The 15,919-nt window shown below is 67.0% G+C and carries 13 protein-coding genes; 9 read left to right on the forward strand and 4 right to left on the reverse strand.

Annotated elements, in window-relative coordinates; translation table 11 throughout:
* Positions 1 to 127: 127 nt before the first annotated feature.
* From CDV49_RS17740 to CDV49_RS17755, 4 genes are all read right to left on the reverse strand, one after another.
* Entirely contained in the window at positions 128 to 802 is a 675-nt protein-coding gene (locus tag CDV49_RS17740; protein WP_088216722.1) for an arylesterase, read from the reverse strand.
* Positions 802 to 2,130: a virulence factor family protein gene (locus CDV49_RS17745; RefSeq protein WP_088216723.1), complete on the reverse strand. Its 1,329-nt coding sequence runs from the start codon at positions 2,128 to 2,130 to the stop codon at positions 802 to 804. The genes CDV49_RS17740 and CDV49_RS17745 overlap by 1 nt, the downstream gene beginning before the upstream one ends.
* Complete coding sequence (mprF, locus tag CDV49_RS17750; protein WP_088216724.1) at positions 2,127 to 4,751, reverse strand: bifunctional lysylphosphatidylglycerol flippase/synthetase MprF; 2,625 nt, start codon at positions 4,749 to 4,751, stop codon at positions 2,127 to 2,129. The genes CDV49_RS17745 and mprF overlap by 4 nt, the downstream gene beginning before the upstream one ends.
* A gap of 330 nt (positions 4,752 to 5,081) precedes the next feature.
* Positions 5,082 to 5,561, reverse strand: coding sequence for an Lrp/AsnC family transcriptional regulator (locus CDV49_RS17755; protein WP_088216725.1), 480 nt, complete (start codon positions 5,559 to 5,561; stop codon positions 5,082 to 5,084).
* A gap of 198 nt (positions 5,562 to 5,759) precedes the next feature.
* Here CDV49_RS17755 and CDV49_RS17760 point away from each other — a divergent pair, with 198 nt between their 5' ends.
* The 9 genes from CDV49_RS17760 to CDV49_RS17800 all read left to right on the forward strand — a co-directional run.
* Complete coding sequence (locus CDV49_RS17760; protein ID WP_088216726.1) at positions 5,760 to 6,992, forward strand: 3-methyl-2-oxobutanoate dehydrogenase (2-methylpropanoyl-transferring) subunit alpha; 1,233 nt, start codon at positions 5,760 to 5,762, stop codon at positions 6,990 to 6,992.
* Positions 6,993 to 6,995: 3 nt separating this feature from the next.
* Complete coding sequence (locus CDV49_RS17765) at positions 6,996 to 8,009, forward strand: alpha-ketoacid dehydrogenase subunit beta (protein ID WP_088216727.1); 1,014 nt, start codon at positions 6,996 to 6,998, stop codon at positions 8,007 to 8,009.
* A gap of 2 nt (positions 8,010 to 8,011) precedes the next feature.
* Entirely contained in the window at positions 8,012 to 9,424 is a 1,413-nt protein-coding gene (locus tag CDV49_RS17770; protein ID WP_088216728.1) for a dihydrolipoamide acetyltransferase family protein, read from the forward strand.
* Position 9,425: 1 nt separating this feature from the next.
* Positions 9,426 to 10,814, forward strand: a complete 1,389-nt coding sequence (gene lpdA / locus CDV49_RS17775; RefSeq protein WP_088216729.1) for a dihydrolipoyl dehydrogenase — start codon at positions 9,426 to 9,428, stop codon at positions 10,812 to 10,814.
* Between the two features lie 520 nt (positions 10,815 to 11,334).
* Positions 11,335 to 12,474: an AI-2E family transporter gene (locus CDV49_RS17780; RefSeq protein ID WP_373447817.1), complete on the forward strand. Its 1,140-nt coding sequence runs from the start codon at positions 11,335 to 11,337 to the stop codon at positions 12,472 to 12,474.
* 226 nt (positions 12,475 to 12,700) lie between these two features.
* Positions 12,701 to 13,255 carry a VPLPA-CTERM sorting domain-containing protein gene (locus CDV49_RS17785; RefSeq protein WP_088216731.1) on the forward strand — a complete coding sequence of 185 codons (555 nt, stop codon included), beginning with the start codon at positions 12,701 to 12,703 and terminating at the stop codon, positions 13,253 to 13,255.
* Positions 13,256 to 13,368: 113 nt separating this feature from the next.
* Complete coding sequence (locus CDV49_RS17790) at positions 13,369 to 14,379, forward strand: ABC transporter permease (RefSeq protein WP_088216732.1); 1,011 nt, start codon at positions 13,369 to 13,371, stop codon at positions 14,377 to 14,379.
* Positions 14,345 to 15,172: an ABC transporter permease gene (locus CDV49_RS17795; RefSeq protein WP_088216733.1), complete on the forward strand. Its 828-nt coding sequence runs from the start codon at positions 14,345 to 14,347 to the stop codon at positions 15,170 to 15,172. Before CDV49_RS17790 ends, CDV49_RS17795 begins: the two co-directional genes overlap by 35 nt.
* A partial coding sequence (locus CDV49_RS17800; RefSeq protein WP_088216734.1) for an ATP-binding cassette domain-containing protein occupies positions 15,169 to 15,919 on the forward strand: 751 nt, incomplete at its 3' end. The genes CDV49_RS17795 and CDV49_RS17800, both read left to right, overlap by 4 nt.

Consider the following 15,919-nt stretch of genomic DNA (forward strand, 5'->3'; position numbering starts at 1 on the left):
GCGATGTCCCCCGCCGTTTCGCGCGGCACCTGACGCCTGCGCCCCACCGCTGTCAACCGGACGCTGTGCTCTGCCTGCTTCGCTGACGCTGGACCATGAGTGGCAAAGCGGCTGCCCGGAGGCGCTTTCAGCGCGGCAGGATTGCCTCCACGGCGGGGCCGAGCGCCTCCACCACCAGTGCCACGCCCTCCGCATTCGGATGGATGCCGTCCAGCAGGTAGCGGGGCGCCTCGAACGGGGTGGAGAGGTGGCGGAGGATGCCGAGGTAGAAATTGGGATAGAGCGGCACGTCCTGCGCGGCGGCGACCTCTGACCACAGGCGATTGTAGCGGAGCGCCGGGGCATGGATGCCGGGGATCTCCACGCCGACCAGCAGCGCCGGGATGGCGCGCACCCGGATCTCTCCCATGATCGCCGTCAGATTGGCCGCGGCGGTGTCATAGGGCACGCCGCGGAAGGCATCGTTGCCGCCTAGGCTCACGATCATTGCATCGGGTCTCGGACGGAGGGCCCTGTCGAGCCGCGCGCGCCCGCCGCGCGTGGTGTCGCCCGCGACGCCGGCGTTCTCCACCCGCACATCCCAGCCGCGCGCCCGCAGCCACGCTTCGAGCTGCACCGGCAGGCTCTGCCGCGCGGGGAGGCCGAAGCTCTGCATCAGGCTGTCGCCAAAGGCCACGACGCGCAGGGTGCGAGCCTCTGCGGAAGGGGCCGCGAGGAGGACGAGGCAGAGAAACAGCAGTCCAAGGACCGCCGCCTTCGCGACGGAAACCTTGCATGCTGGCAGGCTCCGGCGGCGGGTCATCAGGGTAGCAGCTTTGCCATCAGCTTGGCGGCCAGCGCATCATAATCGCCGTCGAAATGGTGCCCGCCCGTCGTCTGTATCTTGCCGAAGCCGGCAAGGCGCGGATCGTTGCAGGCGGTATCTTCCTCCTCGTCGCCGGAAACGCAGATCGTCCTGTCCGCCGGCAGCGCGGCGATGGCAGCCGGCACGTCGTAGCCGGTGCTGTCGAGCCCCAGCCAGCCGCCCACCGTCACCTGGAACGAGGTGGAGGGGCCGGGTGCCAGCAGCCCGATGAGACGCGTCCGGTCGCGGAGCGGCTGCGGCAGCAGGGGCCAGGCGAAGGGCAGCGTATCGGCGCCGAAGGAATAGCCGATCAGCCCGACCGGCAGCTTGCCCGTGGGATCCGCCTTTGCGGCGATCGTGGCAAGGTCGCGGGCCAGTTCCTCCGGCGTCCGCTGGGACCAGAAGTAGCGCAGGGCGTCCAGCCCCACGGCGTGAACGTCATGCTGGGCGAGCCAGTCGGCCACCGACTTGTCCAGGTCGCGCCATCCGCCATCCCCGGAGATCACGATGACAAGCGCACGTGGTTTGCCGCCGGTCGCCGGAACATCGACAGCCGGCAGGTCACCGAACGGCTTCACCGAATCCGCGATGTCGCTCACGGCGGCGGCGACCTGCGCCTCCGACGCATCGGTGTCCAGCTCCTCCACCGTCACCTCCTCCTGCCCGGAAGCGGCCTCCTCGACGGCGGAGAGCACCGCCTCCGGGGCAAAGAGATGCGCGGTCCGCTGCACGGCGGGGTCGAAACCCATGGGGCCGGGCGCGGGCAGGTCATCCGGGCGGCATACCGGGCGGGGCAGGGCGGTTTTGCCGTCGAAGCCGCTGCCCACCGCCGCGGCAAAGGAGGCGACAGGCGCTTCCGCCACGGCGGCATAGGCGAATGCCGCCCCCGCGCCGCGCCCCGCGAGGATCGGCGGGAGGTAGGTCTGAAGCCCCGCCTGCCGCTCCGCCGTCTGGGCCAGATCGCTGATCGCGCCGTCCACCGGCAGGCAGTCGCCCTCCTCTGCCGCGAGTTCCCGCATGTGACGGGCATAATCCACCGCAAGGACCATGGACCCCTCCGCCGTCAGTGCCGCGACCATCCGGTCATCCGCCGCCTGCCAGCCTGCCGCGTCGGAGAAATAGACGACGACCGCTTTCGGCCCATCCTGCGGCAGGGGGGCCGGCATGTGGAACGGGACGTCGGTCAAACCCTCCGCGCTCACCGTGGGGGGCGCATCCTGACCGTGAACGGGCGTCACGGCGAGCAGCGCCACAAGGGCCGTCAGCACAGATTTTGCATATGTCATCGTTTCAACACCCGTATCGGATTGCCGGAGATCAGCGCCGTCACATCCATCAGCGCCTGCGGCATGGCGAAGCCGCCGGGACAGGCGAGGTACTGCGACGTCCAGACCGGCCCGAACTTCTGCTTGAAGGCGCGCAACCCCTCGAAATTGTAGAACTCGTCGCCCCGCCGGTAGATGAAGGTGCCGAGCCGGTTCCATGTCGAGGCCAGCGGATGATCGGCCAGCCCCGCAAGAGGCGCCGCGCCAAGGTTGAACCAGCGATAGCCCTCCGCCTTTCCGTAGAGCAGCAGCCGGGCGAAGAGCGCGTCCATGATGACCTTGGACACGCCGGGCCGGTAACGCATGAGGTCGATCGACAGTTCGTTCAGATTGTCGCCGGACCGCCAGAGATTGGCAAAGGCGACGATGGCCCCCTCCTTGCGGAGCACGGCGATGTCGAATTCCTTGATGTAGTCGTCATCGAACCGGCCGAGGGAGAAGCCCTTCTCCGCACCATGCTTCGTCTCCAGCCAGGCATCCGACACGCCGCGGAGATCCTCCAGAGCGGCAGGAACCTCCGCCGCGGGGATGACGGAGAATTCCAGCCCCTCACGGGTGGCGCGCTTGTCGGCATAGCGGAAGTCCTGCCGCGAGGGCCCTTCCAGCGAGAAGCTGTGCAGGTCCACCCGCGCGACCTCTCCCGTCTTCAGAAGGGCGAGACCAAGCTCCAGATACACGGCCAGCCATTCCGGGGTGACGGAATAGTGGATGGCCCGCATGCCGTTGCGATCGGCGGCCTCGGCAAAGCGCCAGATCAGCCGGCGACCCGCTTCCGCATCGCCCACCGGATCGCCGAGCGCGATCCAGCTGTTGCCCTGCTCGCCATACATCAGGAAGGCGGTTTCGTCGGCGGAAACCATGAAGGACTTGTCCCCCAGCAGCGCCACGTTGGGCTGGGTGGCGGACGTGGTCTTCAGGATGCGCCGGACGGCATCGGGGATCTCCACCGGGCCGGAAACCTGCCTCCCGGTGGGCCGGTTCAGCCAGCTGTCGATGGTGAGCGCCCCGGTGATGATGACGAGCGCCAGCGTCGCCCGCAGGAAGCGCGAGGCGTCCCCGTCCCAGTCGAAGCTCCACCAGAGATTGTTTTCGTAATCCACGTGGCGGTAGGCCAGCAGCCCGATCAGCGTGAAGAAGGCGATGATGACGATCAGCAGGGCGAGCCAGGTGGGCGTCAGCCGGAAGGATCGCATCCGCCCGCGCCGGTAGAAGGCGCCCGGAAACATCGCGAGCAAGAGGGCGGCGGCGAGCAGGCCGCTCGCCTCCTCCCAGTCCAATCCCTTGGCGAGAGAAAACACCGCCCCTGCGCAGAGCAGGCAGAGCGCCAGCAGGCGGGCGCGGGCAATCCTCCTGAACAGGCCGCGGGAGATGACGATGAGGAACAGGCCCGCGACGCTTGCCATCAGGTGTGAGGCTTCCGCAAAGGGAAGCGGTATCAGCCCGCTCAGCAGACCCACCCGATCGGCGAGAGCGGGGACGTTGCCGGACAGCAGGAGGATGCAGCCGCCGACCAGCGTCGCCGTTCCCGCCAGAGGCGGCACGATCCGCTGCACGACAGGGCTGACCCGCCCCGCTACCGCCCGGACGGCATGGCGCGCCCGGTAGCCCTCGAAGCCCAGAAAGGCGATCCCGGCGATTGCCAGAGGCAGGAAGTAGTAGATCACCCGGAACAGCACGAGCGCGGCCACCACATCCGGCCGGTTGCCCGCGCCGAGCCCCAGCAGCACCGTCGCCTCGAACACGCCGAGGCCGCCGGGCGCGTGGCTGACCGTGCCGATGACCAGCGCCACGACGAACAGGATCAGGAACATCGCGTAGCCCTGCGTGACATCGCCGGGCAGCAGCACATAGAGCGCGGCGGCGGCGGCGGCGATATCGGCGGCGGCGACGAGGATCTGGGCCGTCGCGTTCCGGGCGGAGGGCAGCGGCAGGCGCCAGTTGAACAGCATGACCTCCCGCGGGTTGCGAGAGAGCCACAGGAGGGCGGCCAGGATCGCCGCGACGATGACCCCGCCGATGACCCGGTCCGCCATGGGCGAGACGATCTGAAGGAAGGGAATGCCGTCCGGGTCGAGCAGCAGCGCCAGTCCGATCACCGCACCGATCCCGGCAGTGAAGCTCAGAAAGGATATGCCGACGATGCGCCCCACATCGGAAGCATCCAGCCCCGCCGCCTGATAGATGCGGTAGCGGATCGAACTGCCCACCACGACGTGAAAGCCGATGGCGTTGGAGATCGCATAGGCCACCGCGCCCGCAAAGGCCGCGAGCCGGACGGGCACCCTGTCCGGCGCGACGCGCCGCGAGGCCAGAACGTCGTAGAGCCCGAGGGCGCAGAAGCTCAGCACCGTGAAGCCCAGAGCCTCCGCCAGCGCGATCCGGGGCGTGCCCGTGATGGCGGCCTTGATGTCGTCCAGCCGAAGCTCGTCGCTGATCTTGTAGATCACCACGGTTGCGATGACGGCGATGACCGCGCCGATCAGCGGCCCCGCCACCCGCGGCTCCAGCAGTCGGACGGCTAGCTTCGCAACGCCCGTCTTTTCAGGCGAGGGACGCGGCATTTCCATATTCTTTTCGGTCATTGAGACCCGCTCTTGGCAGCCCGGATACGGGTCATCTTGTCGCAGAAAAATAAGAGACCGGCCATAGTCCTGTTCCTGTCTGACAAGCACGCTTGTGCGATCCGGCCCCGGTGCGGAGGGGGAGGGCGTACCGATGCCGGCTTGGCGGTTGCCGGTCTCCCGCCGCCGCTTCCGTCAGCGCTCCTCCTCCGCCGCTGGCCCAAGGCGCGCGCGACAGATGGTGCAGTTTCGCGCGGCGTCGAGACTTTTCCCAAACTCCTTCGCCCCCTGCGCCTTCCCCATGCGCTTTCGACACGGCTTACGCTCTTTTCCTTTCCGCGCGATGAATGCTCAGATCTCCGGCACGACGGACTGGCTCCGCTTGAGGCAACGCAGCGTGAAGCTCGACCGGGCATGGCGGATGCCCGGCACGCGGAACAGCTTCTGGCGGAGGAAGTCCTCGTATCCCCGCGTGCCATTGGCGGCGACCTTGATGAAATAGTCGTATTCGCCGGTGGTGAGATAGACCTCCAGCACCTCGGGCAGAGCGACCATCGCCTTGCCGAAGGCTTCGAGTGCGGTGTCATCATGGCGGTCGAGCATGACTTCGATGATGACCGTCTCCGCCATGCCGAGCCGTTCCTGATCCAGCACGGCGGTATAGCCCCGGATGTAGCCCTCTGCCTCCAGCCGCCGGGTGCGCTGCCAGCAGGGGCTGGGCGAGAGACCTATCTCGTCTGCGAGCTGGGCATTGGTCAGGCGGCCGTTCCCCTGAAGGGCGCGGAGAATCCGGCGGTCGATTCGATCGAGGATGCGGCTGGGTTCGGGCATGGTGTCCAAAGATGCTGCCGGGATTGGCGCAGATCGTGAAAGAAGCTTCTGACACAAAATCGCCATGCGCAAGGATCGGAATTTCCTTTTGGCCGCTCGGCATTATCCTCATACCGGGGAGAGGGGGCGGAGAGGAGCCGCCCGGCACGCCGTGGCCAACCCTTCCCATACCGCGCGACCGCGCCTTGAGGAGACGCCATGGACGACCTGCCGCCGCTCAGCCTGCACGTTCCCGCCCCGGAGGTCCGGCCGGGAGACAAGCCGGACTTCAGCCATGTGACGATCCCCCGCGCGGGCACGGTCCGCCGCCCCGCGATCGACGAGAACCCCGAGGATATGCGGGACATGGCCTTTACCATCATCCGGGTGCTGAACCGGCAGGCGGAGGCGGTCGGGCCCTGGGCCATCGAGCTGTCCGATGACGCGCTCCGCGACGGGCTCAGGCACATGATGATCCTGCGCGCCTTCGACGCCCGGATGCTGACGGCGCAGCGCCAGCAGAAAACCTCCTTCTACATGCAGCATCTGGGCGAGGAGGCGGTGTCCTGCGCCTTCCGCAAGGCGCTGAACCCCGGCGACATGAACTTTCCCACCTACCGGCAGGCGGGATTGCTGATCGCGGGCGACTATTCGCTCCGCACGATGATGAACCAGATCTATTCCAACGCGGAGGATCCGATGCGCGGCCGGCAGATGCCGGTGATGTATTCGGACAAGCCGCAGGGGTTCTTCTCCATCTCCGGCAACCTTGCGACGCAGTATATTCAGGCGGTGGGCTGGGCGATGGCTTCGGCCATCATGAACGACCGCAAGATCGCCGCGGCCTGGATCGGCGATGGCTCCACGGCGGAGAGCGACTTCCACGCGGCGCTGGTCTTTGCCTCCACCTACAAGGCGCCGGTGATCCTGAACGTGGTGAACAACCAGTGGGCCATCTCCACCTTCCAGGGTATCGCGCGGGGCGGGTCGGGCACCTTCGCCGCGCGGGGGCTGGGGTTCGGCATTCCCTCTCTCCGGGTGGATGGCAACGACTATCTCGCGGTGCTTTCCGTCGCGCGCTGGGCGGCGGAGCGGGCGCGGCGGAACCTCGGGCCGACGATGGTGGAATATGTCACCTACCGGCAGGGGGCGCATTCCACCTCCGACGATCCCTCCGCCTACCGCCCTGCAGAGGAAAGCTCCGCCTGGCCGCTGGGCGACCCCATCCTGCGGCTGAAGAACCACATGATCCTGAAAGGCATCTGGTCCGACGAGCGTCACGCCCAGGCGGAAGCGGAGATCATGGCCGAGGTCGTTGCCGCGCAGAAGGAGGCCGAGGCCATCGGCACGCTGCATTCCGGCCACCGCCCCTCCGTGCGCGAGATGTTCGAGGACGTGTACGAGACGATGCCGCCGCACCTGATGCGCCAGCGGCAGGAAGCGGGGTACTGAGCCATGGCGCGCATGACGATGATCGAGGCGCTGCGCGACGCGCTCGACGTGGCGATGGGCCGCGACAACCGCGTGATCGTGTTCGGCGAGGATGCCGGATATTTCGGCGGGGTCTTCCGTGTGACCTCCGGCCTGCAGAAGAAATACGGGCCGACGCGCTGTTTCGATACGCCGATCAACGAATCCGGCATCGTCGGGGCGGGGATCGGCATGGCGGCCTATGGGCTTCGCCCGGTGGTGGAGATCCAGTTCGCGGATTACGTCTATCCCGCCTATGACCAGATCGTGTCGGAGGCCGCGCGGCTGCGCTACCGCTCCAACGGGGAATTCACCTGCCCCATGGTGATCCGCATGCCCACGGGCGGCGGCATCTTCGGCGGGCAGACGCATTCCCAGTCGCCGGAGGCGCTGTTCACCCATGTGACGGGGCTGAAGGTCGTCGTGCCGTCCAACCCGCAGGACGCCAAGGGGCTGCTGCTGTCCGCCATCGAGGATCCCGATCCGGTGATCTTCATGGAGCCGAAGCGGCTCTACAACGGCCCGTTCGACGGCCATCATGAACGCCCGGTCGCATCGTGGAAGAACCATCCCTTCGGAGAGGTGGAGCCCGGCCACTACACCGTTCCCTTGGGCAAGGCCGCCATCCGGCGGGAAGGCTCCGCCGTGACGGTGCTGACCTATGGAACCATGGTCCATGTGACGGAGGCCGCTGCGGAGGAGACGGGTGTGGATGCCGAAGTGATCGACCTGCGCACGCTGCTCCCGCTTGATCTGGAGGCGGTGACGGCCTCCGTGCGCAAGACCGGGCGTTGCGTGATCGTGCATGAGGCCACGCTCACCTCCGGCTTCGGGGCGGAACTGGCGGCGCTGGTCCAGCAGGAGTGTTTCTACCATCTGGAGGCTCCCGTGCGGCGGGTGGCGGGCTGGGACACGCCCTATCCGCATGTGCATGAGTGGAGCTATTTCCCCGGGCCTGCGCGGGTCGGCGCGGCGCTCACCAGCATCATGGAGGCGTGAGCATGGGAACCCTGTCGATCAGGATGCCCGACATCGGCGAAGGCATCGCCGAGGCCGAGCTTGTGGAATGGCACGTGGCACCCGGAGACATCGTGCAGGAGGATCAGCCGCTCGCCGCCGTGATGACGGACAAGGCGACGGTGGAAATCCCCTCTCCCGCTTCCGGCAAGGTGGTCTGGCTGGGCGGAGAGGTGGGCGACAGCATCGCCGTGAAGGCGGAACTGATCCGGCTGGAAGTGGAAGGAGAGGGGAATGTCTCCGCCGATGCGGAGCCGCCGATGCGGGCGGCGAAAGCAGCGGAAGAAGGGAGCGGGGCGGACGAAGCGCCACGCGCGGGTGTGCCTGCCGCAGGGGCCGCCGAATCCGCTGCCGAATCCTCCGCCACCAAATCCTCCGCCACCAAATCCTCCGCCACCAAATCCTCCGCCACCAAATCCCCGGCCGCCAAATCCCCGACTGCCAAAAACGGCGAGGCTTCGCGCGCGGCTGCAAGGCCCGAACCCCGGGGGCAGGGGCGCCCTGCACCCGCCGCCGCTCTCCGGCCGGAGGGGGAGCGGCCGCTCGCCACGCCCTCCGTCCGTCAGCGGGCGCGGGAGGCCGGGGTCGATCTGCGCTTCGTGCGCGGTTCCGGGCCAGCGGGGCGGATCACCCATGACGATCTGACCGCGCATGTAGAGGCGGGCGCGCCCGAGGGCCGCCCCGCCCATCGCCGCGACGGCTCCGTCACGGAGGTGAAAGTCGTCGGCCTGCGCCGCAGGATCGCGGAGCGGATGCAGCTCGCCAAGCGCAACATCCCCCATATCAGCATCATCGAGGAGGTCGATGTCACCGGGCTGGAGGACCTGCGCGCCAAGCTCAACGCCGAAGGCAGGGGCGCGGCCAAGCTGACCCTGCTGCCGTTCCTCATGAAGGCCATCGTGCGGGCGGTGCGGGAGCAGCCCGCGCTGAACGCGCTCTATGATGACGAGGCGGGCGTCGTGCGGCAGTTCGGCGGCGTGCATATCGGCATCGCCACCCAGACGCCGAACGGGCTGATGGTTCCGGTGGTGCGTCATGCGGAGGCGCTGACACTGCGCGAGGCGGCGGGGGAGCTGCTGCGGCTGGCGGAGGCCGCGCGCGACGGCAGCGCCACGCGGGAGGAGCTTTCCGGTTCCACCATCACCATCACCTCGCTGGGCCCGCTCGGGGCCATCGCGACCACACCGATCATCAACCACCCGGAAGTCGCCATCGTCGGGGTCAACCGGATGCAGATCCGGCCCTTCTGGGACGGGACGGAATTCGTGCCCCGCAAGATGATGAACATTTCCTGCTCCTTCGATCACCGGGTGATCGACGGATGGGACGCGGCGGTCTTCGTTCAGCGGCTGAAGACGCTGCTGGAAACGCCTGCGATGATTTTCGTGGAGGAATGACATGGCCGAACTGACCTGCAAGCTGCTCGTGATCGGGGCAGGCCCGGGGGGCTATGTCTGCGCGATCCGCGCCGGGCAACTGGGGGTGGACACGATCATCGTCGATCCGCGCAAGCCCGGGGGCACCTGTCTCAACATCGGCTGCATCCCGTCCAAGGCGTTGATCCACGCGGCGGAAGAGTTCGCCCGCCTGCGCACCTTCGCGGCGGAGGGGGCGTTGGGCATCACCGCCGCCGACCCCGCCATCGACCTTTCCCGCACGGTGGCGTGGAAGGACGGCATAGTGGAGCGGCTGAACGGCGGCGTCGGGGCTTTGCTGAAGAAGGCCAAGGCGCGGCTGATCGAGGGCACCGCGCGTTTCGTGGATGGCAAGACCGTGACGGTGACCTCGGCGGAGGGCGAGAGCTACACCATCACCGCGGAAACCGTGGTGATCGCGACCGGCTCCGTGCCGGTGGAACTGCCCTTCCTGCCCTTTGGCGGGGATGTCATCTCCTCAACCGAGGCGCTGTCGCTCACCGATATCCCACGGACGCTGGCGGTGGTGGGGGGCGGATATATCGGCCTCGAACTCGGCACGGCCTTCGCCAAGCTGGGGTCGCAGGTCACGGTGGTGGAGATGGCCGACCGCATCCTGCCGCTTTACGACGCGGACCTTACAAGGCCCGTGGCGCAGCGGTTGCAGGCGCTTGGCGTCCGGGTGCTCACCGGGGCGAAGGCGCGGGTGTTCGGCAACGGCCAGCTCACCGTGGAGACCGGCCGCGAGGTGGAGCAGATCGCGGCGGAGAAGGTGCTGGTGACCGTCGGGCGGAAGCCGCAACTGGAGGGGTGGGGGCTGGAGGAGCTGTCGCTCACCCGGAACGGCCGGTTCCTTGCGGTGGATGACGGGTGCCGGACATCCATGCGGGGGATCCATGCGATCGGCGATGTGACGGGGGAGCCGATGCTCGCCCATCGTGCGATGGCACAGGGGGAGATGGTGGCCGAGATCGTCGCGGGGGAGCGGCGCGTCTGGGACAAGCGGGTGATTCCCGCCGTGTGTTTCACCGACCCGGAGGTGGTGACCGCCGGCCTTTCCCCCGAGGAGGCGGAGGCGCAGGGCATCGCCATGCTGACCGCGAGCTTTCCCTTCGCCGCAAATGCCCGTGCAATGACCGTCGAGCGCGACGACGGTTTCATCCGCGTGGTGGCCCGCAAGTCCGATCACCTGATCCTCGGGATCCAGGCGGTGGGCCATGGCGTTTCGGAACTGGCGGCGGCCTTTGGTCTGGCCATCGAGATGGGGGCGCTGCTGGAGGATGTGGCGGGAACGGTTCACGCCCATCCCACGCAGGGCGAGGGTCTGCAGGAGGCCTGTCTTCGCGCGCTCGGCCACGCGCTGCACATCTGAGGAAAGCCACGCGTTGTGCAAAAAGGAAGAAGCCGCGCCTTTTGGGAAGGCGCGGCTCAACATTCACTTCGGTCACTCAGAAAACGTTAACGAGATAGAGGATTATGATGAGGGGGATCGGAATACCGATCAGCCAAGCAAGTACGCCCTTCAACGGAGGCTCCTTAGTTTACGGGTGCCTGTTCACGCGCGTTCTGCGTGATCTTTGCCGTTCCACTCGAACCGGCATGTCGCGCGCGATAAGCTTCGGCACCGCTATTGCTGTAACAACGGCAGCGAGGGCGAGCAAAAAGGGAAGCGCTGTGGTCATCTGCTTCTGTCCTGCCTTATCCTTCTGAGGGTTAACGCGGCCCCTCCGCTGTAGTTCCGCCGTTGGGTAAAAAACAGGTGCGGCATTGCCGATCTTGCATCGGGCTGCGGGATCGCTTCTTGTCCAGTGGTGCGCTGGCAGCGCATGCAAGCGGAGCAAGGCGTGGATCAGGTGACGGACAACGAGCACGAGAACAAGCGGGATCGGCAGATCCATCTCGTCCACCGCGCGGACCTGCGCCGCCCGCCGTTGATCGCCTATTCCTCTCTTGCCCGATGGCTTCTGGTCGGCGTCCTCGCCGCGTCGGTCTGGTTCTTTCATGACTTTCTGGTGCCGGTGCTGGCGGCGACGATCATCGCCTTTGCCACATGGCCGCTGCGGGTGCGGTTGCATGACAGGGTCGGGCTGGGGCGGACGCTGACGGGCGCTTTGCTCGTCCTGCTCATCGTGCTGTTTCTGGTGATCCCGATCATCATCGCGCTTGGCTATGCGGCGCGCGAGTTTCGGGAATGGCTGTCATGGGCCATTCAGATCAACGCCGTAGGAGGGCCGCCGCCCGACTGGCTCGACACGTTCCCCGTCATTGGAAGCTGGCTGGTGGAGCAATGGAGCCAGCATATCGGGCGCCCCGGCGCGATCGGAGAGCTTGTTCAGGTGACGAGCGGGGCCAATATCGGCACGATCTATCGGGGTGTGCTTACGGCGAGTTCCATGGCGCTGCACCTCGCGCTGGCGCTGATCTTCATGCTCATCACATTGTTCGTGCTTTACCGCGACGGGGACCGGGTGGCGGCGCAGCTCGACATGATGGGGGAGCGGATCGTTCCCGGCAGATGGGAGCGGCTTTCGCGGATCATCCCACGCACGATTTCCTCGACCGTGACGGGGATGACGCTCATCGCCATAGGTGAGGGCCTGATTCTCGGCGTGGCCTATTGGCTGGCGGGGGTGCCATCCCCGGTCACCTTCGGGGTCATTACCGGGTTCATGGCATTGATACCGGGGGGTGCGCCGCTCTCTTTCACGCTCATTTCCCTCTATCTGGTCGGCAGCGGTTCCGCCGGCGCGGGTGCGGCCCTGTTCATCTGGGGTTGCGTCGAACTGTTCATCGTCGACAAGACCATCCGGCCCGTGCTGGTCGGGGGGCCGGTGAAGCTGCCGTTCCTGCCCACGTTCTTCGGCCTTATCGGCGGGGTGAAGACGCTCGGCATTGTCGGGCTGTTCGTGGGGCCGGTGCTGATGGCGCTGCTTGTCTCCATCTGGCGCGAATGGGCGCGCGAGATCGCGGCTCATCCCTTGCCCCAGAGTGCGTTGCCGAAGGTTCCGCTGCGCGAGAATCCACCCGACTAAACCTCCGTTCGTTTCCTGCGAAGAAATAATGCGGCAGTGCTTCAATGCGGCACTGCCGCATAATTTTTCGTCACTTTGCAGCAGCACCATCATGTCATCGGAGAGAAACAAATATTTTCATACTAAATTTTAAAAGATTCCTTTCTTTTAGAGAGACTTGTGTCACCATCTCCCTCGGGCGCCACGATGCCCATGTGGAAAGTTTTAAGTTTTCCGGGGGAATATCATGACTGTTAAATCTCTTGCTTTCGCGACCGTTGCGGCGGTCGCTCTTTCGGCTGGTGCTGCACTTGCAGCGCCCATCTATGCAACCGGCGCGACTTGGACACCCGGCTTCGGCGATCTGAGGCCCGGGCGGAGCAATCCTGACAACGCGCTCGGTACGCCTGACGGGAAATTTCTGTCGCTCGGTTATGGCGGCTTTGCCGATTTCACCTTCGGCAAAAGCTTCACAGGACCCGGCGCGGTGATCGAGGTGACCTGGCTGCCGCGCGATACCTATTTCGAAAGCGCGGAAGTGTGGGGTGGCTCGGCCGGCAGCTTCACCAAGATCGGTGAAATCACCAACGCCATGGAGACCATCGCCCTGTCGTTCAGCGGTATCTTCGATACCCTGCGTATCATCGACACGTCGCCCGTCATTCTCGGCCGCGGACGCGATGGCTTCGATATCGACTCCGTCTCCGTTTCTCCCGTGCCGCTTCCGGCTGCCGGCGTCCTCCTCGCTGGTGCGCTTGCGGGTGTGGCGGGTCTGCGCCGCATGCGTCGCAAAGACGCCTGATCGGACTGACCCCTGTAAAAGGCGGCGCCTCGGCGCCGCCTTTTTCTTTGCTTGCGGGGCTGCGCATTTCCCGACATGTCTGATTCTGTGAGGTGTCGGGCCGAAAGGATCGCATGAAGTTTCTGCTGCTGCGCTGCCTTGCCGCGATTCCGACGCTGTTCGCCGTTCTCTGCCTCGGTTTCATGCTGACCCGCCTGCTGCCGGGCGATCCTGCCGCTCTGTATGCAAGCCAGCCGGGGATGACAGAGGCGGAAACGCGGGCGCTTCGGGCGGAACTTGCTCTCGACAAGCCGCTGCCAGCTCAGTTCGGAGCCTATGTCACGGGGCTGGCACGGGGGGATCTCGGCTATTCTCGCGCGACCGGCCGGCCCGTGGCGGAGGAGATTGCCCGCCGCCTCCCCGCGTCGCTGGAGCTTGCGCTTTGCGCCCTTTTCATCGCGCTTTCCCTGGGGGTCACACTCGGCATCGCCGGCGCGCTCCGGCCTGAAAGCGGCATCGACAGGATCGGAAGCCTGCTGTCGGCAATTTGCCTCAGCATTCCCACCTTCGTAACTGCGTTGTTTTTGTCACATCTTCTATATGATGAGTTGGGCTGGCTGCCGGAGCCAGTGGGCCGGTTGGACCCTTTCCTGTCATTCCCTCAAAGGATTACGGGTTTCCTTATCGTGGACAGTCTCGTTGCGGGAGACGGGCAGGCTCTGGCCTCCGCCATCGGTCATCTGGTGCTGCCCGCGCTGACAATGGCAATCTTCGCGCTCGGTCCCATCGCCCGGATCACCCGGACCGCGATGGGGGAGGCCCTGTCTGCGGACTATTTCCGGGCGGGGCGCGCGCGTGGACTGGGGGCGGGTCGACTGATCGGGAGCTATGCGCTTCGGAATGCCCTGTTGCCGATCAGCACGACGGCCGGACTGACCTTCGCCTATCTTTTCGGCGCGAATGTCGTGGTGGAAAAGGTGTTCGCCTGGCCGGGGCTGGGGAGCTTCGCGATGGACGCGCTCGTCGCGCTCGACTATGCGGCATTGCAGGGCTTTCTGCTTGCCGTCGCTGCGGTGCTGATTGCCGCCAACCTGCTTGTTGATCTGGCCCATGCTCTCATCGACCCGAGGACGGCCCATCGCTGACCGACTGCCCCTGCTGCTGCTGGGCGGCTTCGTTCTGCTGGCGCTCATCGGGTCTTGGATCACCCCCTTCGATCCGCTGGCGACGGATGCGGCGCGGGCGTTGTCGCCGCCCTCCGCGCGGAACTGGTTCGGCACGGATCACGTGGGGCGGGACGTGTTTTCACGGACCATCGCCGCCGCGCGGATCGATCTGGGGATCGCAGCGGCGGCGGTATTGCTGGCGGCAATACCGGGCACGCTTCTGGGGGCGGCGGCGGGCTTCCGTGGCGGCTGGGCCGATGCGCTTCTGGGGCGGGTGAGCGAGGTGATGCTGGCCGTCCCGCTCTTTCTCCTTGCCATGGCGGTCGCGGCGGTCATGGGGCCGTCGATGAGCAGCCTCATCCTTGCCACGGCTCTGGTGAACCTGCCCTTCTACATGCGCCTTTCCCGGACGGAGGCCGCGCGGCGGCGCAGCGCGCCCTATGTGGAGGCGGCCCGCATCGGCGGCTCCGGCGAGGGGCGGATCCTGCGCCTGCTCCTCCTGCCCGAGATCCTGCCGGTGGTGGCGGTCCAAAGCTCGGTGAACCTCGGCTGGGCCATGATGAATGCGGCGGGGCTGTCGTTCCTTGGCCTCGGTATCCGGCCGCCCACGCCCGAATGGGGCCTCATGGTGGCGGAAGGCGCGCGGTTCGTGGCCTCGGGGGCGTGGTGGGTGGCCGCGTTTCCGGGCCTCGCGCTGATGCTGGCGATTCTGGCCTGCAACCTGTCGGGGGACCGCCTCCGGGGCTGGCTTGCCGTCCGGGGGCGGGAATGAGCCTGATCGAGGTCGAGGATCTCGCCGTGGCGGTCGGTGGGCGGACCATGCTGGCGGGGGTATCGCTCACGCTTGCGCCGGGCGAACGGCTGGCTCTCGTCGGGCCGAGCGGGTCGGGCAAGTCGATGTTCGCCGCCGCCATCGCCGGGCTGTTGCCCGCTCGGGCGGTGCGGGTGGGCGGCACGATCCGGTTCGCCGGGCAGACGCTGGCGGCACCCCCGGACTGGCAGCCCCTTCGCGGGCGACGGATCGGCATGGTGTTTCAGGAGCCGCGCCGGTCGCTGAACCCGCTGCTTTCCATCCGGGATCAGGTGGCCGATGTGGTGGCCCGCCACCAGCCCCTCCGGCCGAAGCAGGTCGCGGCGCAGGTGGCGGGGTTGCTGGAGGATGTGCGCTTTCCGCCGGTTCTGGCGGACGCCCTGCCGCATGAACTTTCCGGGGGGTTGTGCCAGCGCGCGGCGGTGGCTGCGGCGCTGGCGGGCGATCCCGCGCTGCTCATCGCCGACGAGGCGACGACCGATCTCGACACCCCTACACAGGCGGGGATTCTGGACCTCATCGACAGCGCGGCGCGGGCGCGCGGCATGGCCGTGCTGCTCATCACCCATGATATCGCGGTCGTGGCAGGCCGGTCGGACCGGGTCGCCGCGCTGGACGCGGGTCGGATCGTGGAAACGGGCGCCACGCGGGCCATGCTCGACGCGCCGGGCTCCGCGCTGATGCGGGGGCTGGTCGCGGCGGCGCGGC

The organism is Haematobacter genomosp. 1 (assembly GCF_002196855.1).
GTDB lineage: Bacteria > Pseudomonadota > Alphaproteobacteria > Rhodobacterales > Rhodobacteraceae > Haematobacter.